Here is a 23,837-nt window from a genome sequence, read left to right as displayed (position 1 = left end):
TGGCCGGGCTGATGCGGGTCGGGTGGGCGTGGCGCTTGATGTCGCGTGATGCGCTTTCCTGCAAGGTATCGGGCACTTTCACGCAACTTCAAGCATCCCGGTGCCCCGGACGCCTGGGTTAGTGTCGGCGCACGGGCCGCGGCGCACGCGCCGCCGGCCGGAGTGCCGGGCACACCTGGAACACCTGGGGGGCGAACGCGTGGGATCCATGACCCGCAAGGAGCGCTGGCAAACGCTGCTGGACCTGCTGGTCGAGCGGGGGGAGATCGAGGTCGAGCCCGCGGCGGAGACGCTCGGCGTCTCCGCCGCGACCGTCCGCCGCGACCTCGACCTGCTGGCCGAACAGCAGCTCCTGGTCCGCACGCGGGGCGGCGCGGTCGTGCACGGGGTGTCGTACGAACTCCCCCTGCGCTACCGGACGTCCCGCCGGGCCGCGGAGAAGCGCCGCATCAGCGAGGCGGTCGCCGCCCTGGTCACCCCCGGCGAGGTGATCGGCCTGACGGGCGGCACGACCACCACCGAGGTGGCCCGCGCCCTGGCCGCCCGCCCGGACCTCGCCCGTTCCGACGCCCAGGGCTCCGGCGCGCCCGCCCTGACGGTGGTGACGAACGCCCTCAACATCGCGGGCGAGCTGGTCATCCGCCCCCAGTTCAAGATCGTCCTGACGGGCGGCGTCGCCCGCGCCCAGTCGTACGAGCTGACGGGCCCGCTGGCGCAGCAGGTCCTCGGCCAGCTGTCCGTGGACACGGCGATCGTGGGCGTCGACGCCTTCGACCCGGCCGACGGCGCGGCAACCCGCCACGAGGACGAGGCCGCGATGAACCGCCTCCTGTGCGACCGCGCCCGCCGCGTGGTCGTCGCGGCGGACTCCAGCAAGCTGGGAGTCCGCGCCTTCGCCCGCATCTGCCCGACGTCCGCGGTGGACACCCTGATCACGGACACGGCTCTGCCGGACGAGGTGGCGGAGCGCTTCGAGGCGGCGGGGGTGGCGGTGCGGCGGGTGTGAGGCCCGGCAGCCGCGGGGCGGGGCCGGGGCGACGGCGGGAGCCGGGTGACCGGGAGCCTCGCGACCGGGGCCGACGGGCGCACCGGGCGGTGGCTCCCCGCCGCACCGTCACCCCCGCGTGTCCAGCCGCGCGGCCTCCCTCGTCAGCGCCTCCAGGATGGGAGCCAGCAGCGGGTGGGTCTCCGCCCCCCTGCGGGTTGCGGCGAAGACGCGGCGGGTTGCCGGGAGGCCGGCCACCGGGCGGACCTGGACCTCCTTGAGGTCCATGCCGCGCAGGGCCGAGCGCGGGACCAGGGCGACCCCGGCTCCTGCACCGACGAGGGCCGTCACGGCGCGGAAGTCGTCCGAGGAGTGGCGCAGGCGCGGCTGGAAGCCGGCGAGTTCGCAGGCCAGCAGGGTGACGGCATGGCACGGGTTGCCGGGGTACTGGCCGACCCAGTCCGAGTCGGAGAGGTCCGGCAGGCTCACCTCGGGGAGGTCGGCGAGCGGGTGGCCGGCGGGGAGGACCGCGTCGAAGGGCTCGGCGTAGAGCGGGACGACCGACAGGCGGCCGTCGTCGGCGCCGGGCGCGCCCCGGTATTCGACGGCGAGGGCGATGTCGGCCCCGCCGTCGAGGACGAGGGGGAGGCTTTCGTCGCCTTCGGCGTCGCGGACGCGGAGGCGGATGCCGGGGTGTTCGCGGGCCAGGCGGGCGATCGCCGGGGCGAGGACCTCGGCGATGCCGGTGGCGAACGCGGCGACGGTGACCTCGCCGGCGGTGCCGCCCGCGTACGCGGCGAGTTCGGCCTCGGCCTTTTCGAGCTGGGCGAGGACCTCGTGGGTGTGGGCGAGGAGGATCTCGCCGGCGGCGGTGAGCCGCACGCCCCGGCCGCTGCGGGTCAGCAGTGTGTGCCCGGTTTCCTGTTCGAGCGCCGCGAGCTGCTGGGAGACGGCGGAGGGGGTGAGGTACAGGGCTGCGGCCGCGGCGGTCACCGTACGGTGGTCCGCCACGGCCCGCAGGATGCGCAGCCGGCGGGGGTCGATCACCCCTCCATGATGTCAGCCCCTGGCGGCGGCGAGGGCCGCGCGGGCGTCGGTGAACGCGGCCACGGCCCGCTCGACGTCGGCGGTGGAGTGGGCGGCGGACAGCTGGACGCGGATGCGGGCCTGGCCCATGGGGACGACGGGGTAGGAGAAGCCGATCACGTACACGCCGCGCTCCAGGAGGAGCTCGGCCATGCGGCCCGCCTCGGCGGCGTCGCCGATCATGACGGGGGCGATGGCGTGGTCGCCGGGGAGGATCTCGAAGCCGGCCTCGGCCATCTTGGTACGGAACAGCGCGGTGTTGGCGGCGAGGCGCTCGCGGAGGTCCGCGGCGGACTCCAGCAGGTCGAGGACCTTGAGGGAGGCGGCGGCGATGACGGGCGCGAGGGAGTTGGAGAAGAGGTAGGGGCGGGAGCGCTGGCGGAGCAGTTCGACGATCTCGGCGCGGGCGGCGACGTAGCCGCCGGAGGCTCCGCCGAGGGCCTTGCCGAGGGTGCCGGTGATGATGTCGACGCGGTCCATGACGCCGTGCAGCTCGGGGGTGCCGCGGCCGCCGGGGCCGACGAAGCCGACGGCGTGCGAGTCGTCGACCATGACCATGGCGTCGTAGCGGTCGGCGAGGTCGCAGATCTCGGCCAGGGGGGCGACGTAGCCGTCCATGGAGAAGACGCCGTCGGTGACGATCAGCCTGCGGCGGGCGCCGCCCTCCGCGGCCTCCTTCAGGCGGGCTTCCAGTTCGGCCATGTCGCGGTTGGCGTAGCGGAAGCGGCGGGCCTTGGAGAGGCGGATGCCGTCGATGATGGAGGCGTGGTTGAGGGCGTCGGAGATGACGGCGTCCTCGGGGCCGAGGAGGGTTTCGAAGACGCCGCCGTTGGCGTCGAAGCAGGAGGAGTAGAGGATCGTGTCCTCCTGGCCGAGGAAGGAGGACAGGCGGGCCTCCAGCTCCTTGTGGACCTCCTGGGTGCCGCAGATGAAGCGGACGGACGCCATCCCGTAGCCCCAGCGGTCGAGGGCCTCCTTGGCGGCGGCGACGACCTCGGGGTGGTCTGCGAGGCCGAGGTAGTTGTTGGCGCAGAAGTTGAGGACCTCACCGGGGGTGCCGCCGGCGGTGACGGCGACGGACGCGCTCTGCGGGGTGCCGATGACCCGCTCGGGCTTGTGCAGGCCGGCGGAGCGGATCTCGTCGAGGGTGGCGCGAAGGTCTTCGCGGACGTGTCCGAACATGGTGCGGTGCTCGCTTTCTTCTCCGTGCGGCGGAGGGAGACGAAGGGGGGCCGGGCCCCGCGGAGGGGGGAGGGTTCTGCGGGGCCCGGCCGGAGGGGAGTGGTGTGCGGGGCAGGCGCGGCTACGCGGTCCAGTCCAGGATGATCTTGCCGCTGCGGGCGGTGGCCGCCTCGTCGAAGGCGGCTTCGAAGTCGCGGTGCGAGTAGCGGCCGGTGATGACGGGGCTGAGGTCGAGGCCGCCTTCCAGGAGGACGGTCATCGCGTACCAGGTCTCGAACATCTCGCGGCCGTAGATGCCCTTGATCGTGATCATCGAGGTGACGATCTTCGCCCAGTCCACGGGGAACTCCTGGGCGGGCAGGCCCAGCATGGCGATCTTCCCGCCGTGCGTCATGTTGTCGATCATGTCGCGCATCGCCTCGGGGCGGCCGGACATCTCCAGGCCGACGTCGAAGCCCTCGCGCAGCCCGAGCCGCTCCTGGGCGTCGGCGATGGTCGCGTCCGAGACGTCGAGGGCGAGGGTGGCGCCGGCCTTGCGGGCGATCTCCAGGCGCTCGGGGCTGACGTCGGTGATGACGACGTTGCGGGCGCCGGCGTGGCGGGCGACCGCGGCCGCCATGATCCCGATCGGGCCGGCCCCGGTGATCAGGACGTCCTCGCCGACGAGGGGGAAGGACAGGGCGGTGTGGACGGCGTTGCCGAACGGGTCGAAGATCGCGGCGACGTCGAGGTCGACGGCGGTGCGGTGCACCCACACGTTCTGCGCGGGCAGGACGACGTACTCGGCGAAGGCGCCGTCGCGGCCGACGCCGAGGCCGACCGTGCTGCGGCACAGGTGGCGGCGGCCGGCCAGGCAGTTGCGGCACTTGCCGCACACGAGGTGGCCCTCGCCGCTGACGAGCGCGCCGATCTCGATGTCGCGGACGTCGGCGCCGACGGCGGCGACCTCGCCGACGAACTCGTGCCCGAGGACGAGGGGGGTCTTGACGGCGCCCTGCGCCCAGCCGTCCCAGGAGCGGATGTGCAGGTCGGTGCCGCAGATGCCGGTGCGCAGCACCCTGATCAGCACGTCCCCGGCGCCGTACTCCGGTTCCGGGACGTCCATCAGCCAGAGCCCGGGTTCGGCTTTGTGCTTGACGAGTGCCTTCATGGGGTGGCTCCAGGCATGTGCAGGGGGTGCCGCGCCCCGTGGGGCTGGTGCGGCGTATCGACGGGACCAATCTGCCGACCTGCGCAGTAATCAGTCCATCGAGGATTTCTTAAGCGGGTCGACAGCGCAGCTTCACGCCTATGCTCCTCCCGTGAAGGGCGGGTGGCCTGCGGAAGGGCCGCCTGTCGGGGTCGGGGTTCGGGGAGGTGTCGGGCGTGCCTAGTCTGCGCAGCAGGGCGCTGTCGGTCGCGCTGGTCGCGGCGGGCAGGCGCAGGGGGCTCGCAAGTGCGGAGGCGGTGCGCGCGCTGGTCGCCGAGGCGGCGCGCCGGCCGGCGTCGCACCTGCCGCCCCGGTCGCTGGGGCGGGTCGCGGAGATATCGCGGACGTTCGTCGGGGCGTGGCCGGTGTACGACGCCTCGCCGCGGGGCGCCGAGCCGGCGGCCCGGGTGCTGTACATGCACGGGGGCGGGTACGTGCACGAGCTGGTGCGGCCGCACTGGGCGATGGTGCGGACGCTGGTGGTGCAGGCGCGGGCACGGGTGGTGGTGCCGGCGTACACGCTGGCTCCGCGGGGCACGGCGGACCGTACGGTGCCGGTCGCCGCGGACCTGCTCAGCGGCCTGATCGAGGCCGGCGGCGAGGGCGGGACGGTGCTGGTCGGGGATGCGGCGGGCGCCGGGCTGGCGCTGGCGGCGGCGCAGCGGCTGCGGGACCGTACGGGGGCCCAGCCGTCCCGGATCGTGCTGATCTCGCCGTGGCTGGACCTGACGGTGAGCCATCCGGACCAGGAGGCGTTGGAGGCCCTGGACCCGGTGCAGGCGCGGTCGGGGCTGCGGGAGGCGGGGCGGTTGTACGCGGGGACGCTGCCGACGGAGGATCCGCAGGTGAGCCCGTTGCGCGGGTCGCTGGGCGGGCTGGCTCCGATCACGGTGTTCTCGGGGACGCGGGACGTGCTGGCGACGGACAGCCGGGAGCTGGTGCGGCGGGCGCGGGAGGCCGGCTCCGAGGTGGAGCTGTACGAGGAGGCGGGGCTGCTGCACTCCTATCCGCTGCTGCCGGTGCCGGAGGGGCGGGCGGCCCGCGACCGGATCGTGGAGCTGGTCCGGTCCGCCGCCGCACAGTGAGGGGCGGGGCGGGCGGGCTCAGGCCGTGCAGGTCATGAGGGAGCTGACCGGCCAGGCGCGGTACGCGGTCCAGTAGGCCTCGTCGCGGGCCGCGTCGGCGGGCGGGGTGCGGTTGGGCTGCCAGCCGACGGTGCTGAACCCGGCTTCGACGGCGGCTTCCGCGAAGTCGGAGTGCGCCCACTCGCGGAACTCGAACTCGAGGGCGGGGGCGCCGACGAGCTGCGCCTTCAGCAGGGGGGCTTCGCCTGCGGGGATGCGCTCGACGATGCGGACCCCGTACGGCGACCAGTCGACGTGCGGGTAGGCGCCGGCGTTGGGGACGGTGGCGAGGAGCCGGCCGCCGTCGCGCAGGTTGGCCCTGATGGAGCGGAACATGCCGTGGAGCGCGGTGCGGTCGGGGGCCTGGTTGAACAGGTAGGCGGCGGTGACCAGGTCGAAGGGCCCCATGCGGGGCAGACTGGCGGTGTCGGCGACGACGTAGGCGACGGCTCCGGGGATGTGGCCGGCGTGGGCCCGGGCCTTGCGGACCAGGTCTTCGGAGGTGTCGACGCCGAGGGCGCGGCGGGCTCCGCCGCGGGCCAGGAGCCGGGTGTTGTGGCCGTGTCCGCAGGCCAGGTCGAGGGTGTCGAGGCCGTGGACCCCGCCGAGCGCGTCGAGCGCCTCCAGGAGGGTGTGGGTGTCGGCGGCGGAGTAGGCCGCCGTGGTCGTCGACTCCGGGAACTCGTCGCCGAGGGTGTCGTACGGGAACCGCATGCTCTGCCTTGCCTTCCGGGGCGGGAGGGGTGGGAGGGGTGGGACGCCTGCGTATCGTGCCCCGGGTCCGGGCGGGCGGCGGGGTGGGCGCGAGCCCGTCCCCCCGGACGGGCGAGTCGTTCGCCCCGCCGGCGGGGCCGGCGGGCGGGGGCTGTGCGCGGTGCAGGCGCCGCGTACGGGCCCCGCCTGGTGTGTCCGGCCCCGGCGGGAGGTGCGTCCGCCCGCCGCACGGGCGGCGGTCGCGGTGGCGGCGGGGCGGGGGCATGCTGGCTGTGTGACGGCGAGACCGGACAGCGGCCCGGGCCGCGATGCCCTGGCCCGGGTGCTCGTGCGGGCGGCCGGCGAGGCGGTGCGGGCGGTCGGCGGGTTCGCGGGCGGGGTGTATCTGCGCTCGGGGGCCGGGGGTGTGCTGCTGATGGCGGCGCTGACCGGGGCGCCGGGCCCGCTGTTCCGGCCGTGGTGGCGGATCCAGGTGAACCGGCCGTTCCCGGTCGCCGAGGCGCACCGCACAGGTTCGGCCGTGTACCTGCCGGACGCGGAGTCGGCGACGCGGCGGTTCCCGCAGCTGATGGCCGGGCTGCCGTACCGGTACGGGTCGCTGTACGAGCCGGTCGCGGCCGGCGGGGACCGGTTCGGGGTGCTGTTCGTGCTGCGCCCGCCCACGCCGGGCGCCGCGGTGCCGGCCGTGGACCGGGAGCGGCTGCGGGCGGTCGCGGCCGGGCTGGCCGTCGAGCTGGCGGCCGTGGCGGCGGCCGGGGACGCGGTGGAGTGGGCGGGTGATCCGGTGGTGGCGCCGCCGCCGGGGCGTGCGCAGGGGGCGCGGGAGGCGTTGGACCGGTTTCCGCGGGCGGTGCTGTCCCTGGACCGCGGGGGCCGCATCCGGTACGTGAACGCGGCGGCGGCCCGGCTGGGCGCGGGCGGGCCGGAGCTTCGGGGGCGGCTGCTGTGGGAGGCGGTGCCGTGGCTGGGGCACCCGGCGTACGAGGACCACTTCCGGGCGGTGTTCATGGCGGGCGACCCGGTGCACTTCCCGGCGCGGCGGGGCCGGCAGCCGCCCGGGGAGTGGGTGGCGGTCGACCTGTACCCGGGGCCGGACGGGGTGACGGTCGTGATCGGCGGGACGGAGGAGCCGGCGTACGCGCCGGAGGCGGTGGTGCGTCCCGGCGCGGACCTGGGGGCGCCCGCGGACCGGGCGTCGGCGCTGTACCGGCCGGTGGCGCTGGCGATCGCGCTGACGGAGGCGGTGACGGCCCGGCAGGTGTCGGCGGTGGTGACGCAGGAGCTGCTGCCGGCGTTCGGGGGCCGCCAGCTGGCGATCTACCTGCTGAGCGACCGCCACCTGTACCTGGCGTGGGAGACGGGTTTCCCGCAGGGGTTCCTGGACCGGTTCGACGGGGTGGGGCTCGACGCGCGGCTGCCGGGCGTGGAGACGCTGACCTCGGGCCGGCCGATCTTCTTCGAGTCGATGGAGCACCTGGCCGCCGCGTACCCGGGGATCCCGCTGGACGCGCACGTGGGTGCGCGGGCGTTCCTGCCGCTGATCGCGTCGGGGCGGCCGGTGGGCTCCTGCATCCTCGGCTTCGACGCGCCCCGCGGCTTCAGCCCGGAGGAGCGCACGGTCCTGACGGCGCTGGCGGGGCTGATCGCACAGGCGCTGGAGCGGGCGCAGCGCTACGACTCGGAGGCGGCCCTGGCGCGGGGCCTGCAGTCGGCGCTGCTGCCGCACCGGCTGCCGGAGCGGCGGCACGTCACGACGGTGGGCCGGTACCTGCCGGGGACGGTGGGGATGGATGTGGGCGGGGACTGGTACGACGTCGTGGAGACGGCCGGGGGCCTGCTGGCGCTGGTCATCGGGGACGTGCAGGGGCACGGTGTGGCGGCGGCGGCGACGATGGGCCAGGTGCGCAGTGCGGTACGGGCGTTCGCGCTGAGCGGGAACACGCCGGAGCAGGTCGTCGCGGGCACGAACCGGCTGCTGATCGACCTGGACCCGGGGCAGTTCGCGAGCTGCTGCTACGTGGTCCTCGACCCGGTGTCGGGGCGGGCGCAGGCGGTGCGGGCGGGGCATCCGCAGCCGCTGCTGCGGCACGCGGACGGGCGGGCCGAGGTGCTGGACCTGCCGGGCGGGGTGGTGCTGGGGATCGATCCGGACGCCGTGTACCCGGTGGCGGACTTCCGGCTGGCGCCGGGGGCGGTCCTCGCGATGTACACGGACGGGCTGGTGGAGATGCCGGACACGGACATCGACGTGGGGGTCGAGCGGCTGCGGGCGGCGCTGGCCGCGGCCCCGCCGTCGCCGCTGGAGGAGACGGCGGACCGGCTGATCGGCGTGGTGCGCGGGGTCGAGGACAGGGCGGACGACGTGGCGCTGCTGCTGGCCTCGCGGGAGGCCGCCCCGCGGCGGCCGTGAGACTCCGGGGGCGGCCGGGCCGGGCTGCGGCGCGCCGTCAGTGCGGCGCGGAAGGGGGGCCGCCGGGGGTGAAGAGGGTGAGGACGGTGTTGACGAGGCCGATGTGGCTGAACGCCTGCGGGAAGTTGCCGAGTTGGCGGTCGGAGACGGGGTCGTACTCCTCGGCGAGGAGGCCGACGTCGTTGCGGACGGCGAGCAGCCGTTCGAACAGCTCCCGCGCCTCCTTGTCGCGGCCGGTGAGGTGGAGGGCGTCGGCCAGCCAGAAGGAGCAGGCGAGGAAGGCTCCTTCGTCGCCGGGCAGCCCGTCGACGGAGGGCCCTTCGGTGCTGTAGCGGCGGAGGAGGCCGCCGTTGCTGCCGAGTTCGGCGCGGACGGCGTCGACGGTGCCGATCACGCGCGGGTCGTCGGGCGGGAGGAAGCCGACGCGCGGGATGAGGAGGGTGGCGGCGTCGAGTTCGCGGGAGCCGTAGAACTGGGTGAAGGTGTTGCGCTCGGGGTCGTAGCCGTTCGCGCAGACGTCGCGGTGGACCTCGTCGCGCATGGCGCGCCAGCGTTCGACGTCGCCGAGCTCGGAGGGGTCCCGTTCCAGGGTGCGGACGGCGCGGTCGGCGGCGACCCAGGCCATCACCTTGGAGTGGACGAAGTGGCGGCGGGGGCCGCGGACCTCCCACAGTCCCTCGTCGGGGCGGCGCCAGTTGTGCTCCAGGAAGTCGAGGAGGGCGAGTTGGATGCGCCAGCCCTGGCGCTCGGCGGGCAGGCCGGCGGTGCGGGCCAGGTGGAGGGTGTCGAGGACCTGGCCGTACACGTCGAGCTGGAGCTGGTCGACGGCGGCGTTGCCGATGCGGACGGGCGCGGAGCGCTCGTAGCCGGGCAGCCAGGGCAGCTCGGTCTCGGGCAGGCGCCGCTCGCCGCCGAGCCCGTACATGATCTGCAGGTCGGCGGGGTCGCCGGCGACGGCGCGGAGCAGCCATTCGCGCCAGGCGCGGGCCTCGTCGAGGTAGCCGGTGGCGATGAGGGAGCCGAGGGTGAGGGTGGAGTCGCGCAGCCAGCAGTAGCGGTAGTCCCAGTTGCGGACGCCGCCGATCTCCTCGGGGAGCGAGGTGGTCGCGGCGGCGGCGATGCCGCCGGTGGGGGCGTAGGTGAGGGCCTTGAGGGTGATCAGGGAGCGGGTGACGGCCTCCCGGTAGGGGCCCTCGTAGGAGCACTGCGCGGTCCATGCCCGCCAGTCCTCGATGCAGTGCTGCAGGGCGGTGTCGGGGTCGACGGGGCGTGGCCGGGGTTCGTGCGAGGGGTGCCAGGTGAGGACGAACGCGACGCGGTCGCCGGCGGTGACGGTGAACTCGGAGCAGGTGCTGTTGGCCTCGCCCCAGGTGGGCACGGGCGGTTCGCTGCGGAACCAGGCGGAGTCGGGGCCGGCGACGGCGACGCGCTCGCCGTCGACGCGGCGGACCCAGGGGACGACGTGCCCGTAGTCGAAGCGCAGGCGCAGGGTGCTGCGCACGGTGACGGTGCCGGAGAGGCCTTCCACGATGCGCATGACGTCGGGGGCCTTGTCGCGCTGCGGCATGAAGTCGACGACCTTGACGGAGCCTTCCGGGGTCTCCCAGTACGTCTCCAGGACCAGGGTGTCGTCGAGGTAGGCGCGGCGGGTGCACGTCTCGTCCGAGGCGGCCGCGGCGGGGGCGAGGCGCCAGTGGCCGTTCTCGCGGGTGCCGAGGAGGGCGGCGAAGCAGGCGGCGGAGTCGAAGCGGGGCAGGCACAGCCAGTCGATGGACCCGTCGCGGCCGACGAGCGCGCTCGTCATCAGGTCGCCGATGATTGCGTAGTCTTCGATGGGTTGTGTCATTCGTGCGCTTTTCCCGCGGATCGGCTGCACCAATCAGCGGAAGCGGCGCGGGCGGCGCCCCGTCGGCCCGTGGCGGACGGGCGGGCGGGGCGCCGGTGCGTCAGGAGCGGACGAGGAGCGTGACGGCCGCGGCGGCGATGCCGACGGCGAGCGCGACCGCGCCGTGGGTCAGCCGGTGGGCGCGCAGGAAGGGCACGAGGCGGTCGACGGCGTGGCGGCCGGGGCCGGTGAGGGTGAGGGCCGCGGCGGCGGCGGTGAGCAGGAGTTCGTACTCCATGCCGCCCTTGGTGGCGAAGAAGGACTCGGTGCCGTGCACGGCGATCGCGTTGATCATGGTGCCGACGACGGCGGCTCCGGCGAGCGGGGTGAGGACGCCCAGGGCGAGGCCGAGGCCGCCGAGGGTCTCGGTGAGGCCGGCGACGACGGCCATCGCGTCGCCCGCCGGGTAGCCGACGGAGGTGAAGAACTTCCCGGTGCCGCTGATGCCGCCGCCCCCGAACCAGCCGAAGAGCTTCTGGGCGCCGTGGGCGGCGATCGTCAGGCCGAGGACGAGGCGGAGCAGGAGGAGGCCGGCGTCGTATCCGGGTGCGGAGAGGGCGAGGGGGGCGGCCGGTGCGGCGGCCTGCGGCTGCGTCGTGGCGACGGAGGGGCTGGTCATGGGGATCCTTCCGGTCGGGCGGCCCCTCGGCGGCGAGGGGAGTTGTTCAAATTCGAACCGCCATCCTTGCCGACAGTAGCGAGTGATTCAAATTGGAACAACCTGTGTACCCTGGGGGCATGGCTGGAACGAGATGGCTGGACGAGCGGGAGATGCGCGCCTGGAGGGGTTTCCTGGCGGCTTCCGCCCTGGTGAACCGGCATCTGGACCAGCAGCTCAAGGACGACTCCGGACTCTCCCACCCGCAGTACGAGATACTGGTGCGGCTCGCGGCTGCGCCCCGCAACGAGCTCCGGATGACGGAACTCGCCAATGGCCTGATCAACTCGAAGAGCGGCCTGACCTACCAGGTGACGCAGATGGAGAAGGCCGGGCTCGTGCAGCGCCGCAGCTGCCCCTCCGACGTCCGCGGGGTCTTCGCCGTCCTCACGGAGGCGGGCCGCGCCCGCCTGGAGGAGGCCGCCCCCGGGCATGTGGCAGCGGTCCGCGAGGCGCTCATCGACGTGCTGACCCCGGCGCAGCTGGAGGCCGTCGCCGACGGGCTCGGCGAGGTCAGCCGCCGGCTGCGGGAGCAGGGCTGACACGGCGGCCGTCCGGCTGCGGTGCGCGGAACGGGTAGGGAGGGTGCATGGACACGACGACGCTCTGGCTGACGGCCGCGGCGGCGGCCGGCCTCGCGCTGGCCGCCACGGCGGCCGTGCTCCTGGTACGGGTGGTGCGGGCGCGGCGGATGCTGCTGGACGCGGGGGTGCCGCTGCGCGACAAGGCCCTGTTCTGGGCGGCCGTCGTCTACACGGTCTCGCCGGTGGACCTGGTGCCCGACCCGGTCTACCTCGACGACATCGGCGTACTGCTCTTCGCGCTGCGCTCGCTGCGGGCCGCCGCGCACGCGGTGCGCCGGGAGCCCGCGGCGAAGGAGCCGGAGGCGGTCTGAGCGTCAGGCCACGCCGCGCGGCCGGTACTGGATGCTGATGCGGGGGCCGACGGCCTTGGCGGACTTGGGCACGGCATGCTCCATGGTGCGCTGGCAGGAGCCGCCCATCACGGCCAGGTCGCCGTGGCCGAGGGGGAGGCGCAGCAGGGTCGGCCCGCCGCCGCGGGCGCGCAGGACGAGGTCGCGCGGGTCGCCGACGGAGACGATGGCGACCATGGTGTCCTCGGTGGCGGAGCGGCCGGTGCGGTCGCCGTGCCAGGCGACGCTGTCGCGGCCGTCGCGGTAGAGGCAGAGGCCCGCGGTGGCGAACGGCTCGCCGAGCTCGGCGGCGTAGTGCCGGGAGAGGGTCTCGCGGGCCTCTGCGAGGACGGGGTGCGGAAGCGGCTCGCCTTCGCCGTAGTGGGCGAGAAGCCGCGGCACGGCGACGTCCTGCTCGTACATGCGGCGGCGCTCGGCGCGCCACGGGACATGTTCGGCGAGGTGGGCGAAGAGGGCGTCCGCGCCGGTGAGCCAGCCCGGCAGGTGGTCGACCCAGGCACCGGATCCCAGCGGGGTGCGGCACAGGCCGGCGAGCGGTCCGAGCCCGATGTCCTCCCCCTGGTCGAAGAGGGAGCCCTGGAGGCCGGGGAGGCTGCCCGGTGCGGAGGGGCCGCGGAGGGTGCTCATGGGTCGAGCGTACCTCGCCACTCGAACATCCGCTCGATTACATGGGTCGCTGCGCCCTCGAACGCCGCCGCGTGGCGCACCGGTCCGGCAGGTGATCCGGCGCCCCCGTCCCGTGCGCGTTCCGTGACGCTGCGCCGCGGCGCCGCATAGGCTCGCCTCCGATCACCGAGGACGCCGACGGGGGCCGCCGGGCCCGGGCCCGGCCCGCCCCGCCGCCCCGCCCCGCCGCTCCACTCCGGGAGACGCCATGAGGATGCTGATCAACAGTCCCGAGACCGTCGTCGCCGACGCCCTGCGCGGCATCGCGGCCGCCCACCCCGACCTGGAGGTCGACGTCGAGCGGCGGATCGTCGTACGGCGCGGCGCGCGCGAGGGCGGGCGCGTCGGCCTGGTCTCGGGCGGCGGCTCCGGGCACGAGCCGCTGCACGCCGGCTTCGTCGGCCCCGGCATGCTGTCGGCGGCCTGCCCCGGCGAGGTGTTCACCTCGCCCGTTCCGGACCAGATGCTGCGGGCGGCCGCCGCCGTCGACTCCGGGCAGGGCGTGCTCTTCGTCGTCAAGAACTACACGGGCGACGTGCTGAACTTCCGGATGGCCGCCGAACTCGCCGAGGAGGACGGCATCCGCATCGAGCAGGTGCTGGTCAACGACGACGTCGCGGTCACCGACAGCCTGTACACCGCAGGCCGGCGCGGCACCGGAGCCACCCTGTTCGTCGAGAAGATCGCCGGAGCGGCGGCCGAGGCGGGGGCCCCGCTGGAGGAGGTCGCGGAGATCGCCCGCCGGGTCAACGCGGCCTCGCGCAGCTTCGGCGTGGCGCTCAGCGCCTGCACGACGCCCGCCAAGGGCAGCCCGACCTTCGACCTGCCGGACGGCGAACTGGAGTTGGGCATCGGCATCCACGGCGAGCCGGGCCGCGAGCGGCGCCCCGTGATGCCGTCGCGGGAGATCGCGCGGATCGCGGTGGGCGCCGTCGCGGAGGAGCTGGAGCGGATCGCGCCGCAGGACGGGCCGGTCCTCGCCCTCGTCAACGGCATGGGTGCCACCCCACTGCTGGAGCTGTACGGGTTCACCGCCGACGTCTGCGCGGTTCTCGCGGAGCGGGGCGTGCACGTCGCCCGGACGCTCGTCGGGAACTACGTCACCTCGCTGGACATGGCGGGCTGTTCGGTGACGCTGTGCCGCGCCGACGAGGAACTGCTGCGTCTCTGGGACGCGCCCGTGCGGACGGCCGCGCTGCGGTGGGGCGCCTGAGCATAAGGTGGCGGGCGGGACCGCCGGCCGGTGGGGTGCGAGGCGAGGAGACCGAGTTGCGTGACACTGAATTCTTCAGGCGCTGGATGGCGGCCGCCGCTGCCTCCGTGGAGCGCGAGGCGGACCGGCTGACGGAGCTCGACTCCCCCATCGGGGACGCCGACCACGGAAGCAACATGCTGCGCGGCTTCACGGCGGTGCAGGCCGCACTGGAGTCGGAGCCGCCCGCCACGCCGGCCGCGGTGCTAGGGCTCGCGGGCCGGACCCTGATCTCGACGGTGGGCGGCGCCTCCGGCCCCCTGTACGGGACGCTGCTGCGCCGCACCGGCAAGGAGCTGGGCGACGCCGCCGAGGTCACCGACGAGGACCTGCGCACGGCGCTGGACGCGGGTGTCGCCGCGGTCTCCGCCCTGGGCGGCGCCGCGGCGGGCGACAAGACGATGCTGGACGCGCTGCTGCCCGGCGTGGCGGCGCTCGGCACCTCCTACCGGGCGGCCGCGGAGGCGGCGGAGGCCGGCGCGCTGGCCACGGTCCCCATGCTCGCCCGGAAGGGCAGGGCGAGCTACCTGGGCGAGCGGAGCATCGGCCACCAGGACCCGGGGGCGACGTCCTCGGCGCTGCTGCTGGCGGCCCTGGCGGAGGCGGCCGGATGAGCGGCGGGCCGGTCGGGATCGTCCTGGTGTCGCACAGCGCGCGGGTCGCGGAGTCGGTCGCGGAGCTGGCGGCCGGGCTGGCGGCCGGCGGGGCGGTGGCCCCGGTGGCGGCGGCGGGCGGCACCGCCCGCGGCGGCCTGGGGACGAGCGCGGAGCGGATCGCGGCGGCCGCGCGGGAAGTGGACCGCGGGGCGGGCGTGGCCCTGATCGCGGACCTCGGCAGCGCGGTGCTGACGGTGAAGGCGCTGCTGGCGGACGACGAGCTGCCGCCGCGGTCCCGCCTGGTGGACGCCCCGTTCGTGGAAGGCGCGGTGGCGGCGCTCGTCGCGGCCTCGTCCGGGGCCTCCCTGGACGCCGTCGCCGCGGCGGCGCAGGAGGCGTACGACTATCGCAAGGGCTGACCGCGCGGCGGGGCGGCGCGCCCGGGCAGGGGCTCCCGCCCCGCCGCGCACACCGCCCCGCCTCGGGGGTCAGCGCCGGCGGAGCTGGTCGAGTTCGCGCCGGTCCCGCTTGGTCGGCCGGCCCGTACCGCGGTCGCGGATGCCGACCGCGGCCGCCTCGACGGGCGTCGGAGGCGGCGGGCTGTTGTCGACGAAGCACTCGGCGGCCACCGGCGCGCCCACCCGCTTCGTCACCGGCCGCCGGACCACCACGATCCGCTCGCGGCCCGCGTGGAAGAGGCGTACCTCGTCCCCCGCCTTCACCGACTGCGCGGGCTTGGCCCGCTCGCCGTTGACCTTCACATGGCCCGCGCGGCACGCGGTCGCCGCGATCGAGCGGGTCTTCGTCAGCCGGACGGACCAGATCCAGGCGTCCACCCGGGCCGTCCCCGATTCGGTTGCTCCCTCTGCCATGGCACGACTCTAGCGAGGGGAGGCCCGGAAACCGGAACGAGTTTCGGCGGATGCCACAACCCCTGCCGCATCTGCCATGCAGTTCATCCGAAGACAATTGCAGATGCGCCACTAGTGCGCCTACCGTGTCGCACATGCAGACCTACACCATCGGCCAGGCGGCGCGCCTGCCGGGCGTCAGCCCGGACACGGCCCGCCGCCGGGCCGACGCCGGCCGGGTCGCGACCCACCGCGACCCCGCCGGCCGACGGGTGATCGGCGGCCGCGACCTGGCCGCCTTCGCCGTCGAGGCGGGCCAGGGCGCCGCCGCCGAGGACGGCGCACCGCACACCTCGGCCCGCAACGCCTTCCCCGGCATCGTCACCGCCGTGCGGCTCGGCGACGTCGCCGCCCGGATCGGGATACAGGCCGGCCCGCACCGCATCGTCTCGCTGCTCACCCGGGAGGCCGTCGCCGAACCCGGCCTGGCCGTCGGCCGGCGGGCCACCGCCCGCGTGAAGTCCACCAGCGTCCACATCGACCGCGCCTGACCCGCCCGCGGCGCCTGCGAGAGGCCCGCCCGTACGCCCCACCGCCCCGCTCCGCCGTCCCCGGCGCGGGTCGCCATCCCGCGGCCGGCACCGCCCGCCCGCCGCAGATCCGACCGAGGAGCACCGCATGCCCCCCGCCCCCCAGCGCCGCACCGCCCCGGCCGCGGCAGTCCTGGCCGCCGTCCTGCTGCCCGCCCTGACCGCCTGCGGCGGCAGCACCGACAGCGGGGCCGGCAGCCCGGCCGTCTCCGGCCCGGCGTCCGCCCCCGGCGCGGCGCACCTCACCGTCCTGGCCGCCTCCTCCCTCACCGACGTGTTCAAGACCGCCGGTGCGGCCTACGAGAAGGCCCGCCCGGGCACCCGGGTCACCTTCTCCTTCGCCGGGTCCCAGGAGCTCGCCGCCCAGGTCAGGCAGGGCGCTCCCGCGGACGTGCTCGTCACCGCCGACACCAGGACGATGGACGGCCTCGCCGCCGAGACCGGCAGCCCCTCGGTCATCGCGAGGAACCGCCTGGTCATCGCCACGGGCAAGGGCAACCCGTTCAAGATCGGAGGGCTGAAGGACCTCGCCGACAGCAAGGTCAAGGTGGTGCTCGCGGCGCCCGAGGTCCCGGTCGGCCGCTACAGCCGACGGATCCTCGACGCGCAGCAGGTACGGGTGGCGCCCGTCTCCGAGGAGCCCAACGTCCGCGCGGTGCTCGCAAAGGTCGAACTCGGCGAGGCCGACGCCGGCCTCGTCTACCAGACGGATGCCGCCAAGTCCGCCGACAAGGTGGCGACAGTGGACATCCCGGACGGGCAGAACGCCGTCGCCTCCTACCCGGCCGCTGCGCTCAGGCAGTCGAGGAACGCTGCGGCCGCCGCCGCGTTCACCGCCTGGCTGAGCGGCCCGGAAGCGCAGAAGATCTTCCAGGACGCCGGCTTCCAGAAGCCGTGACCGCCGCCGGCCGGCCCGCCGCCCCCGTGCCCGAACGCCCGAGCCAGGAACCATGAGCAGACACCGCACCCTCCGCACCCGGCCGCCCGTGGCGCTGGCGCTGCCCGCGCTGCTCGCCGTCGCGTTCCTGCTGCTGCCCCTCGCCGGGATCCTCGTCCGCACGCCCTGGTCCGAGCTCGGCAGCCACCTCGGCAGCCCCGGCGTCCTCGAAGCGCTGCGGCTCTCGCTCGTCGTGTCGTTCTGGGCGCTGGGCCTGTCGCTCCTGCTGGGGGTGCCGCTGGCGTGGCTGCTGGCCCGCGTCGACTTCAGGGGCAAGGCCTTCGTGCGGTCGCTGGTGCTGCTCCCGATGGTGCTGCCGCCGACCGTGGGCGGTGTGGCACTGCTGCTCGCCTTCGGGCGGCGCGGGCTGCTCGGGCCCTGGCTGGAGGAGTCCTTCGGCATCACCCTGCCGTTCCACACGTCGGGCGCGGTGCTCGCGGCCACGTTCGTCGCCATGCCGTTCCTGGTGATCAGCCTCGAAGGCGCACTCGGCGGCCTGCGGCCGAGCTACGAGGAGACCGCCGCCTCCCTGGGGGCCTCGCCGGTCCGCGTGTTCTTCACCGTCACCCTCCCCATGGCGGGCCCGGGACTCGTGGCCGGGGCAGCACTGACATGGGCCCGCGCGCTGGGCGAGTTCGGCGCGACCATCACCTTCGCGGGCAACCTGCCCGGCACCACCCAGACCCTGCCCCTCCAGGTCTACCTGCTGCTCCAGGACCGGCCCGAGGCGGCGACGTCCGTCTCGCTGCTGCTGCTGGCGATCGCCATGGCCGTGCTGATCGCCCTGCGGGGGCGCTGGTCGGGCACCCCGCTCCCCCGCCGCCGGCCGGCGCCGCAGCCGCCGGAGGACGCCGCGCCGCAGGCGCCGTACGAGGCCGGGGAGGCGCCCGCGGTCCCGAGCAACGGCGGACGCTGGCCCCTGCACGCCGCGGTCACCGGGTACACCGAGCTCACCCTGGACGCCGCCCCCGGCACCACCATCGCCGTCGTCGGCGAGAACGGCGCCGGCAAGACGACCCTGCTGCGCGCCCTCCTCGGGCTGACGCCGCGCGCCGAAGCCGAACTGCGGCTCGGCGACGCCGACGTCACGGCCCTGCCCCCGCACCGCCGCCGGGTCGCCTGGGTCCCCCAGGACGGGGCGCTGTTCCCGCACCTGAGCGCCCTGGCCAACACCGCGTACGGGCTGCGGGCACACGGAATGCCGCGGGCGGAGGCCCGGCGGGAGGCCCGGCGGTGGCTGGAGCGGCTCGGCGTCGGCGACCTCGCCGGCCGCAGGCCCGGCCAGCTGTCCGGCGGCCAGGCCCAGCGGGTGGCGCTCGCCCGGGCGCTCGCCGCCCGGCCGCGGCTGCTGCTGCTCGACGAGCCGCTGGCCGCCCTCGACCAGGCGACCCGGGCCCGCGTACGGCACACGCTGCGCGCGCACCTGGCCGGGTTCGGCGGGGTGTGCCTGCTGGTGACGCACGATCCCGTCGAGGCGGTGTCGCTGGCCGACCGGGTGCTCGTCCTGGCCGGCGGGCGGACCCTGCAGGACGCGCCGCCCGCCGAGGTGGCCCGGCATCCGCGGTCGCCGTGGGTGGCGCGGATGCTGGGCCGGAACGCCTGGCAGGGGACCGCGTCCGCCGAGGGGCTCGCGCTGCCCGGAGGGGGCCGGCTGGTGGTGGCCGAGACGCTGCCCGCCGGGGTTCCGGCGCTCGCCGTCATCGGGCCGGAGGCGGTGTCGGTGCACCGCGAACGGCCCGCCGGCAGCCCGCGCAACGTGTGGCCGGGCACGGTACGGGAGATCACCTCGGTCGGCAGCCGGCTCCGCGTGCTCGTCGCCTCGCCCGGCGTGCCCGACCTGGTCGCGGAGATCACCCCGGACGCGGCCGCCGAGCTGGGACTGGCCGACGGGGCTCAGGTGTGGACGAGCGTCAAGGCCACGGAGGCGACGCTCGTCGGCCTGTGACGCGCCGGCGGCCGCCGTCAGGCGGTGATGCGGGCGGTGAGGGCGTCCAGGTTGGCCAGCGCGCGCTCGACGCGCTCCTCCACCGTGAGTGTCTCCTCGTACGTGCGGGTGCGCAGCTTGGGCAGCCGCTTGCCGCGCAGGTACAGGGAGCAGGCGAGGTCGGCGCAGACGTACGAGCCGACGGTGTTGCCGTCGCGGCCCCGGGCGCCCGCAAGGGGGGCGACGAGCAGGGACACGCCGGAGGCGGCGTGCGCGGTCAGGCAGATCTGGCAGACGCTGGACCTGACGGCGCTGGTGCGGTGGGTGACCGGGACACGGAGGCCTATGCCGACGGCCGCCCCGTCGGCGCCGGGGCGCACGAGGTAGGCGCGCAGCGGGGCCGCGGGATCGACCCAGCCGAGGAAGTCGAGGTCCTCCCAGGGGAGTTCGCCGAAGTCCGGCGGGAGCTTCAGCCGCGAGGCCTCGCCCTTGGTGCAGTTCACGAAGGACGCGCGGATCTGCTTCTCGGTGAGTGGTTCCATGGGAGGCCACGGTACGTGGCCATGGCAATGATCTTCATCCGGATTAGGGCCTGTATTGAGTTGCCCCGTGGAGCAAGGAGCGGCGTTCGGTGCGTGCCCTCGGTGTGCGGGACGAATGTCCTCGTAGCGGAGCTACTAGGACATTCGGCTCGTGCGCCGAGGGTGCGTGCCGGGCGTCGCGACGCCGCGGGGCAACTCAATACAGGCCCGGCCCTAATCGCGCCGCCCCGCGGGGCCGCGCCTTCCGGGGCCTGTTTCACGGGCCGGCCGGGTGCTCGGGGACGGCGAACTCGCACCACACGCACTTGCCTCCGCCCCGGGGCTCCACACCCCAGTCCTGCGCCAGCTCCTCCACCAGCAGCAGGCCGCGCCCCGAGACGGACCAGTCGCCGGCCTGGCGGCGGTGCGGCAGGGCGCTGCTGGAGTCCTCGACCTCGATCCGGATGCGGCCCTCGGCGGTCATGCGGAGGCCGACGTGGCCCCCGCCGTCGGTGTGGACGAGGGCGTTGGTGATCAGCTCGTCCGCCGCCAGCTCGATCTCGTCCGTCAGCTCGCGGGCGCCCCAGGCCGCCGCGGCCGCCCGGATCAGGTGCCGGGCCGTCGACGGGCCCTGCGGGTCCCCGGGCGCGAGGCGCAGCCGCAGGGGGCCGCCGCCGCGCGGCGTGGGCGTGCCGCGGCGGCGCAGCAGGAGCAGGGCCATGTCGCCGCGCGCGCCCGCGTCGCCGGTCGGGTCGCACAGGACGTCGGCCAGCTCCTCCACGTCGGCGGGGCCGGTGCTGACGGCCCGTACGAGGTCGCGCATGCCGGCGGCCCGGTCGGCGCCGTGCCGTTCCAGGAGGCCGTCGGTGCACAGCACGAGCGTGTCGCCGGGGTGCAGTTCGACGCTGGTGACGGGGTAGCCGGTGCTGGCCCCCGGCTGCTCGTCCCGCGGCGCGCCCAGCGGCGGCCCCCCGGCCACGGGGACGGTGTGGCAGCTGCCGTCACCGCGCCGGACCAGCGGGTCGTGGTGCGCGGCCCGGACCATGCGCAGCATGCCGGTGGCGAGGTCCAGCTCCGCGTAGGTGCAGGCCGCCAGGCGGTCGGTGGCCAGGTCGTGCAGGAAGGCGGAGGCCCGCGCCATGGCGGTGTCGGGGGTGTGGCCCTCGGCGGCGTACGCGCGCAGCACGATCCGCAGCTGGCCCATGACTGCGGCCGCGTCGGTGTCGTGCCCCTCGACGTCGCCGATCATCACGCCGACGCGGCCCTCGCCGAGCGGGACGACGTCGTACCAGTCGCCGCCGATCTTCCGCCCCATCCGCGCGGCCCGGTAGCGGACGGCGATCCTGGTGCCGGGGACGTCGGGGATCCGGCGGGGCAGCATGGCCCGCTGCAGGCCCTCCGCGAGGTCGTGCTCCTGCTCGAAGAGGATGGCGCGCTGGAGGCTCTGCGCGATGCCGCTGCCGAGCGCGACGAGCAGGTTGCGCTCCTCGGCGGTGAAGTCGCCCTCCCGCCGGTAGAGCAGGCCGAGCGCGCCGATGGCCCGGCCCTGCGCGATCAGCGGCAGGTAGACGCCGCTGTGGACGGCCAGCGGCTCGATGTACGGCCACAGGTCGGGGAACCGGAGCCGGAACTCGTCGCGGGAGGCGACGAAGACCGGCTGGAGGCTGCGGACGGCCTCGCTCATCGGGAAGCGGGCCTCGATGCGGGTGTACTCGATCTCCGGGACGTAGGTGCCGAGCCGGCCCTCGGCGACGAGGTGGATGCGCCCCCCGTCGACGATGCCGAGCATCACGCTGACGGCCCCGAGGTGGCCGAGGGCCTCCGGGTCCTTCAGCACGTCGGTGACGTCGTTGACGGTGCGGGCGTGCGCGAGGATCGCCGTGGTCCGCTCGACGACGCCCGTCATCCGGCGGCGGCCCTCGTCGCGGTCCCCGCCGGCCCCGGACTCGCGGGGGTCGTGGGCGGCGTCGCGGATGATCCCGATGATCCGGTACGGGCGGCCGCCGGGCTCGCGCAGGATGTGCCCCTGGATGTGGGTCCAGGCGGCGGTGCCGTTGCGGCGGCGCCGCCGGACGTACGCCCCGTAGTGGCTGCGCCCGTCCTTGAGGGCCTGTGCCACGCGGGCGTCGAGGCGGGCCTCCTCCGGGGGCGCGAGGCGGACGCGCAGCCCGGCCGGGGTGCCGTTGAACTCGTCCGCTCGCAGGCCCAGGACCTCGAGGGCGGTTTCGTCCAGGTGCATCCGCCCGCTGTCGAGGTCCCAGTCGAAGGTGCCCATGTGGTTGAGCGCGAGGCTGGTGTCCGGCCGCGCCGGCCACTGGACCTCGGGGCTCGGTCGCCTTTCGGCCATGCTGCCAGGGTCTCACCGATCGGCGCCGCGCGCGGGGATCCGCGCGGCGCGACAATCCGGGTATGGAAGATCCCCGGGTGGTCGTGGAGCGTGAGGTGGCCGCTCCTGCGGAGCGCGTGTGGCGGGCGCTGACGGACCTGGAGGCGATGCCGCGGGTTCTGTCGGGCGTGGAGGCGGTCGAGGTGCTCACCCCGGGCCCGTTCGGGGTGGACACCCGGTGGCGGGAGACCCGCCGCATGTTCGGCTCACGGGCGACGGAGGAGATGCGGGTCAGCGTGTGCGAGGCGCCGCGCCGCTACGTCGCCGAGGCCTTCAACGCGGGGATGCGCTACGAGTCGGAGTTCCGGGTGGAGGAGCGGGCGCCGGGGCGGAGCGTCGTCCGGATGGCGTTCTCGGCGTCGCCCGCATCGGGCGGGAAGCCGCCCGGCGTGTTCCTGCGCCTGCTGAACCGGCTGGGGACGCGGGCGGCCGCCCGGGCGGTCGCGAGGGACCTGGCGGACGTGGCCGCGGCCGTCGAGACGGCCGGTCCCGGCTGACGTCCGCCCCGGCCGGGACGGTCGCCGTGTCAGGGCGCCGGGGTGGGAGACGTCGGCGGCGGGGAGGCCGGGGTCGGACCCGCCGGGGTGGGTGTCGGCTCGTACGGCTCGGTCGGCTCCTGGGAGGGGACGGGGGTCAGGCGGACGGAGGCCGTCGGGGTGGCGGAGCCGGGCTCCGTTCCCGAGGGGGTGACGGCCCGGGACGGGGTACCGGTCCCGGTGGGGGCGGGGGTGGGGGTGGCCGTTGCGGTCGGGGTGGCCGGGGTCGCCGTTGCGGTCGGGGTGGCCGGGGTCGCCGTTGCGGTCGGGGTGGGCGGGGCCGGAGGGGGCGTCGGCGGGGTCGGGCCGCCTGTGGGGGTCGCCGTGGCGGCCGGGCTGCGGGTGGGGTCCAGTCCGGGCGGGACGGGCGGCGGGGGGACGGGCCGGTCCGGGTCCTTGGCGCCGCCGGCCGGACGCTGGTACCAGCGTCCGTCGCGCGCGTCGTAGAACGTGATCTTGTTGATGACGACGACCGTCGGCCTGATCACCACCGTCTCCTGCGGCCGGTACGCCGCCCAGGGCTGCCCGAAGCGCCGCGAGTCCGGCTTCAGCGCGACCGGCTGGTCCAGCGGGTTGCCGCACGCGCAGCGCACCCGCGGCACGCCGTGGTCGTCGACGAGGACCGCCGTACCGGCCTGGAGCACCGCCTGGTACGGCGTGGGACGGCCGTCCTCGTAGCCGTGGTTGGTGACCCGTGTGTCGACGCGCAGGGTGACGGCGGTCAGCGAGCGCAGGAAGCCGGGGACCTCGGCAGGCCGGATGCCGAGGGCCTCGGCGAAGGCCGCGTTCTTGGCCGGTTCCGCGGACAGGGTGCGCACCTGCTTCTCGATGTCGCAGCTTGCCGTGTCGCGGGTGCCGCCGTACAGGCCCGGGGACGCGCCCGTGAGGGAGCGGGTCGTGACGGTGCCGGTGGCGGGAGGCCGGTCCGGGGCGTCCCCGGACGGCGCGGGGCTTTCGGCGGCGCCGGCCGGGACGGTCGCCGTGGACTCGGTGAAGGGCGCCCTGCCCTGCGCGGAGGCCGGTTCGAGGAACAGCTCGCCGCCCGTCGCGGACGGTACGCCGCCCGGCCGGGTCAGCACCACCGCGAGCACGACGGCCGCGGCGAGCGCCGCGACGGCGCCGGCCACTACGGGCAGGCGCCACCGGGGGCGCCGGGGGCCTCCGGGCGGGCCCGGAGTGCTCGGCGGCTCACCGCCGCCCGGACCGCCGGCTCCCCCGCCGCCCGGCGGGGGACCCCCGGATGGCGGGCCGCCGGGGGCGGACCCGCCGGCCACCGTCGGGGGGCCGGAGGCCCGGCCGCCGGAGAGCGGTCCGGCCGGCGGGCCGGCGGGCGGCCCGGAGGGCGGGCCGCCGGGGCGGTCCGAGGGCGGTGTGCCGGAAGGCTGCGTGGTCACGGGCGCTCCAGTGCCGG

Annotated in this window: 23 protein-coding genes; 12 read left to right on the top strand and 11 right to left on the bottom strand. The window is 75.7% G+C overall.

The features are described 5' to 3' along the window. Positions 1-208 precede the first annotated feature (208 nt). Positions 209-1,006, top strand: coding sequence for a DeoR/GlpR family DNA-binding transcription regulator (locus MUK52_RS27875; protein ID WP_114058769.1), 798 nt, complete (start codon positions 209-211; stop codon positions 1,004-1,006). A gap of 108 nt (positions 1,007-1,114) precedes the next feature. Here MUK52_RS27875 and MUK52_RS27870 read toward each other — a convergent pair whose 3' ends face one another. The 3 genes from MUK52_RS27870 to tdh all read right to left on the bottom strand — a co-directional run bounded on the left by MUK52_RS27870 (position 1,115) and on the right by tdh (position 4,403). After that, the gene (locus tag MUK52_RS27870; protein WP_114056383.1) at positions 1,115-2,032 is read right to left on the bottom strand and encodes a LysR family transcriptional regulator; all 918 of its coding nucleotides are present in this window, start codon (positions 2,030-2,032) and stop codon (positions 1,115-1,117) included. A gap of 12 nt (positions 2,033-2,044) precedes the next feature. Further along, on the bottom strand, positions 2,045-3,253 hold the full coding sequence (locus MUK52_RS27865) for a glycine C-acetyltransferase (RefSeq protein ID WP_114056384.1): 1,209 nt from the start codon (positions 3,251-3,253) through the stop codon (positions 2,045-2,047). 121 nt (positions 3,254-3,374) lie between these two features. Beyond that, complete coding sequence (gene tdh, locus MUK52_RS27860) at positions 3,375-4,403, bottom strand: L-threonine 3-dehydrogenase (protein WP_114056385.1); 1,029 nt, start codon at positions 4,401-4,403, stop codon at positions 3,375-3,377. A 215-nt stretch (positions 4,404-4,618) separates the two neighbouring features. Between tdh and MUK52_RS27855 the strand changes: the two genes are divergently transcribed. After that, positions 4,619-5,527, top strand: coding sequence for an alpha/beta hydrolase fold domain-containing protein (locus MUK52_RS27855; protein ID WP_114058770.1), 909 nt, complete (start codon positions 4,619-4,621; stop codon positions 5,525-5,527). Between the two features lie 18 nt (positions 5,528-5,545). On the opposite strand, the gene MUK52_RS27850 is transcribed toward MUK52_RS27855, so the two are convergent. Then, positions 5,546-6,280, bottom strand: a complete 735-nt coding sequence (locus tag MUK52_RS27850) for a class I SAM-dependent methyltransferase (RefSeq protein ID WP_114056386.1) — start codon at positions 6,278-6,280, stop codon at positions 5,546-5,548. Positions 6,281-6,593: 313 nt separating this feature from the next. Here MUK52_RS27850 and MUK52_RS27845 point away from each other — a divergent pair, with 313 nt between their 5' ends. Then, positions 6,594-8,690, top strand: a complete 2,097-nt coding sequence (locus MUK52_RS27845) for a SpoIIE family protein phosphatase (protein WP_284581791.1) — start codon at positions 6,594-6,596, stop codon at positions 8,688-8,690. A 37-nt stretch (positions 8,691-8,727) separates the two neighbouring features. Here the strand turns inward: MUK52_RS27845 and MUK52_RS27840 are convergent, their stop codons facing one another. Both MUK52_RS27840 and MUK52_RS27835 read right to left on the bottom strand, forming a co-directional pair. Continuing rightward, positions 8,728-10,536: a glycoside hydrolase family 15 protein gene (locus MUK52_RS27840; protein WP_114056387.1), complete on the bottom strand. Its 1,809-nt coding sequence runs from the start codon at positions 10,534-10,536 to the stop codon at positions 8,728-8,730. Between the two features lie 100 nt (positions 10,537-10,636). Then, positions 10,637-11,194, bottom strand: a complete 558-nt coding sequence (locus MUK52_RS27835) for a DoxX family protein (protein ID WP_114056388.1) — start codon at positions 11,192-11,194, stop codon at positions 10,637-10,639. A 119-nt stretch (positions 11,195-11,313) separates the two neighbouring features. On the opposite strand from MUK52_RS27835, the gene MUK52_RS27830 reads away from it, so the two are divergent. After that, positions 11,314-11,775: a MarR family winged helix-turn-helix transcriptional regulator gene (locus MUK52_RS27830; protein ID WP_284581061.1), complete on the top strand. Its 462-nt coding sequence runs from the start codon at positions 11,314-11,316 to the stop codon at positions 11,773-11,775. A 47-nt stretch (positions 11,776-11,822) separates the two neighbouring features. After that, the gene (locus tag MUK52_RS27825) at positions 11,823-12,128 is read left to right on the top strand and encodes a YkvA family protein (RefSeq protein ID WP_114056390.1); all 306 of its coding nucleotides are present in this window, start codon (positions 11,823-11,825) and stop codon (positions 12,126-12,128) included. Positions 12,129-12,131: 3 nt separating this feature from the next. On the opposite strand, the gene MUK52_RS27820 is transcribed toward MUK52_RS27825, so the two are convergent. Beyond that, complete coding sequence (locus MUK52_RS27820) at positions 12,132-12,794, bottom strand: alpha-ketoglutarate-dependent dioxygenase AlkB (protein WP_114056391.1); 663 nt, start codon at positions 12,792-12,794, stop codon at positions 12,132-12,134. Positions 12,795-13,041: 247 nt separating this feature from the next. Here MUK52_RS27820 and dhaK point away from each other — a divergent pair, with 247 nt between their 5' ends. Genes dhaK through MUK52_RS27805 form a run of 3 tightly spaced genes read left to right on the top strand, consistent with a single transcriptional unit; the run spans position 13,042 to position 15,100 of the window. Beyond that, on the top strand, positions 13,042-14,046 hold the full coding sequence (dhaK, locus tag MUK52_RS27815; RefSeq protein WP_284581057.1) for a dihydroxyacetone kinase subunit DhaK: 1,005 nt from the start codon (positions 13,042-13,044) through the stop codon (positions 14,044-14,046). A 56-nt stretch (positions 14,047-14,102) separates the two neighbouring features. Then, positions 14,103-14,699 carry a dihydroxyacetone kinase subunit DhaL gene (gene dhaL, locus MUK52_RS27810; RefSeq protein WP_114056393.1) on the top strand — a complete coding sequence of 199 codons (597 nt, stop codon included), beginning with the start codon at positions 14,103-14,105 and terminating at the stop codon, positions 14,697-14,699. Further along, a complete protein-coding gene (locus MUK52_RS27805; protein ID WP_284581052.1) occupies positions 14,696-15,100 on the top strand; it encodes a PTS sugar transporter subunit IIA domain-containing protein in 405 nt (134 codons plus the stop codon). Before dhaL ends, MUK52_RS27805 begins: the two co-directional genes overlap by 4 nt. Before the next feature lie 69 nt (positions 15,101-15,169). On the opposite strand, the gene MUK52_RS27800 is transcribed toward MUK52_RS27805, so the two are convergent. Further along, a complete protein-coding gene (locus MUK52_RS27800) occupies positions 15,170-15,553 on the bottom strand; it encodes an RNA-binding S4 domain-containing protein (protein WP_114056395.1) in 384 nt (127 codons plus the stop codon). Positions 15,554-15,687: 134 nt separating this feature from the next. Here MUK52_RS27800 and MUK52_RS27795 point away from each other — a divergent pair, with 134 nt between their 5' ends. From MUK52_RS27795 to MUK52_RS27785, 3 genes are all read left to right on the top strand, one after another. After that, positions 15,688-16,083, top strand: coding sequence for a TOBE domain-containing protein (locus MUK52_RS27795; protein WP_284581049.1), 396 nt, complete (start codon positions 15,688-15,690; stop codon positions 16,081-16,083). A gap of 127 nt (positions 16,084-16,210) precedes the next feature. Further along, on the top strand, positions 16,211-17,020 hold the full coding sequence (modA, locus tag MUK52_RS27790; RefSeq protein WP_114056396.1) for a molybdate ABC transporter substrate-binding protein: 810 nt from the start codon (positions 16,211-16,213) through the stop codon (positions 17,018-17,020). 52 nt (positions 17,021-17,072) lie between these two features. Next, complete coding sequence (locus tag MUK52_RS27785; protein ID WP_114056397.1) at positions 17,073-19,004, top strand: ABC transporter permease; 1,932 nt, start codon at positions 17,073-17,075, stop codon at positions 19,002-19,004. A gap of 17 nt (positions 19,005-19,021) precedes the next feature. On the opposite strand, the gene MUK52_RS27780 is transcribed toward MUK52_RS27785, so the two are convergent. Both MUK52_RS27780 and MUK52_RS27775 read right to left on the bottom strand, forming a co-directional pair. Then, positions 19,022-19,525, bottom strand: coding sequence for an FBP domain-containing protein (locus tag MUK52_RS27780; protein WP_114056398.1), 504 nt, complete (start codon positions 19,523-19,525; stop codon positions 19,022-19,024). A 256-nt stretch (positions 19,526-19,781) separates the two neighbouring features. Further along, positions 19,782-21,851 (bottom strand): SpoIIE family protein phosphatase, encoded by a 2,070-nt coding sequence (locus tag MUK52_RS27775; RefSeq protein WP_284581044.1) that lies wholly within the window; start codon positions 21,849-21,851, stop codon positions 19,782-19,784. 62 nt (positions 21,852-21,913) lie between these two features. Here MUK52_RS27775 and MUK52_RS27770 point away from each other — a divergent pair, with 62 nt between their 5' ends. Continuing rightward, positions 21,914-22,387: an SRPBCC family protein gene (locus tag MUK52_RS27770; RefSeq protein ID WP_114056400.1), complete on the top strand. Its 474-nt coding sequence runs from the start codon at positions 21,914-21,916 to the stop codon at positions 22,385-22,387. A 29-nt stretch (positions 22,388-22,416) separates the two neighbouring features. On the opposite strand, the gene MUK52_RS27765 is transcribed toward MUK52_RS27770, so the two are convergent. Beyond that, the gene (locus MUK52_RS27765) at positions 22,417-23,553 is read right to left on the bottom strand and encodes a DUF6777 domain-containing protein (RefSeq protein WP_284581042.1); all 1,137 of its coding nucleotides are present in this window, start codon (positions 23,551-23,553) and stop codon (positions 22,417-22,419) included. Positions 23,554-23,837 lie beyond the last annotated feature (284 nt).

It is taken from the genome of Streptomyces sp. 2P-4, assembly GCF_030167965.1.
In the GTDB taxonomy this organism is placed as follows: Bacteria; Actinomycetota; Actinomycetes; order Streptomycetales; family Streptomycetaceae; genus Streptomyces; species Streptomyces globosus_A.
This window is presented reverse-complemented; position numbering and strand designations above follow the sequence as displayed.

Coding starts and splice junctions, on each gene's coding strand:
- MUK52_RS27835 (WP_114056388.1), bottom strand. CDS start 11,194: ATGACCAGCCCCTCCGTCGCCACGACGCAGCCGCAGGCCGCCGCACCG.
- MUK52_RS27825 (WP_114056390.1), top strand. CDS start 11,823: ATGGACACGACGACGCTCTGGCTGACGGCCGCGGCGGCGGCCGGCCTC.
- tdh (WP_114056385.1), bottom strand. CDS start 4,403: ATGAAGGCACTCGTCAAGCACAAAGCCGAACCCGGGCTCTGGCTGATG.
- MUK52_RS27785 (WP_114056397.1), top strand. CDS start 17,073: ATGAGCAGACACCGCACCCTCCGCACCCGGCCGCCCGTGGCGCTGGCG.
- MUK52_RS27795 (WP_284581049.1), top strand. CDS start 15,688: ATGCAGACCTACACCATCGGCCAGGCGGCGCGCCTGCCGGGCGTCAGC.
- MUK52_RS27805 (WP_284581052.1), top strand. CDS start 14,696: ATGAGCGGCGGGCCGGTCGGGATCGTCCTGGTGTCGCACAGCGCGCGG.
- MUK52_RS27820 (WP_114056391.1), bottom strand. CDS start 12,794: ATGAGCACCCTCCGCGGCCCCTCCGCACCGGGCAGCCTCCCCGGCCTC.
- MUK52_RS27775 (WP_284581044.1), bottom strand. CDS start 21,851: ATGGCCGAAAGGCGACCGAGCCCCGAGGTCCAGTGGCCGGCGCGGCCG.
- MUK52_RS27865 (WP_114056384.1), bottom strand. CDS start 3,253: ATGTTCGGACACGTCCGCGAAGACCTTCGCGCCACCCTCGACGAGATC.
- MUK52_RS27770 (WP_114056400.1), top strand. CDS start 21,914: ATGGAAGATCCCCGGGTGGTCGTGGAGCGTGAGGTGGCCGCTCCTGCG.
- MUK52_RS27850 (WP_114056386.1), bottom strand. CDS start 6,280: ATGCGGTTCCCGTACGACACCCTCGGCGACGAGTTCCCGGAGTCGACG.
- modA (WP_114056396.1), top strand. CDS start 16,211: ATGCCCCCCGCCCCCCAGCGCCGCACCGCCCCGGCCGCGGCAGTCCTG.
- MUK52_RS27840 (WP_114056387.1), bottom strand. CDS start 10,536: ATGACACAACCCATCGAAGACTACGCAATCATCGGCGACCTGATGACG.
- MUK52_RS27875 (WP_114058769.1), top strand. CDS start 209: ATGACCCGCAAGGAGCGCTGGCAAACGCTGCTGGACCTGCTGGTCGAG.
- MUK52_RS27830 (WP_284581061.1), top strand. CDS start 11,314: ATGGCTGGAACGAGATGGCTGGACGAGCGGGAGATGCGCGCCTGGAGG.
- MUK52_RS27800 (WP_114056395.1), bottom strand. CDS start 15,553: ATGGCAGAGGGAGCAACCGAATCGGGGACGGCCCGGGTGGACGCCTGG.
- MUK52_RS27780 (WP_114056398.1), bottom strand. CDS start 19,525: ATGGAACCACTCACCGAGAAGCAGATCCGCGCGTCCTTCGTGAACTGC.
- dhaK (WP_284581057.1), top strand. CDS start 13,042: ATGAGGATGCTGATCAACAGTCCCGAGACCGTCGTCGCCGACGCCCTG.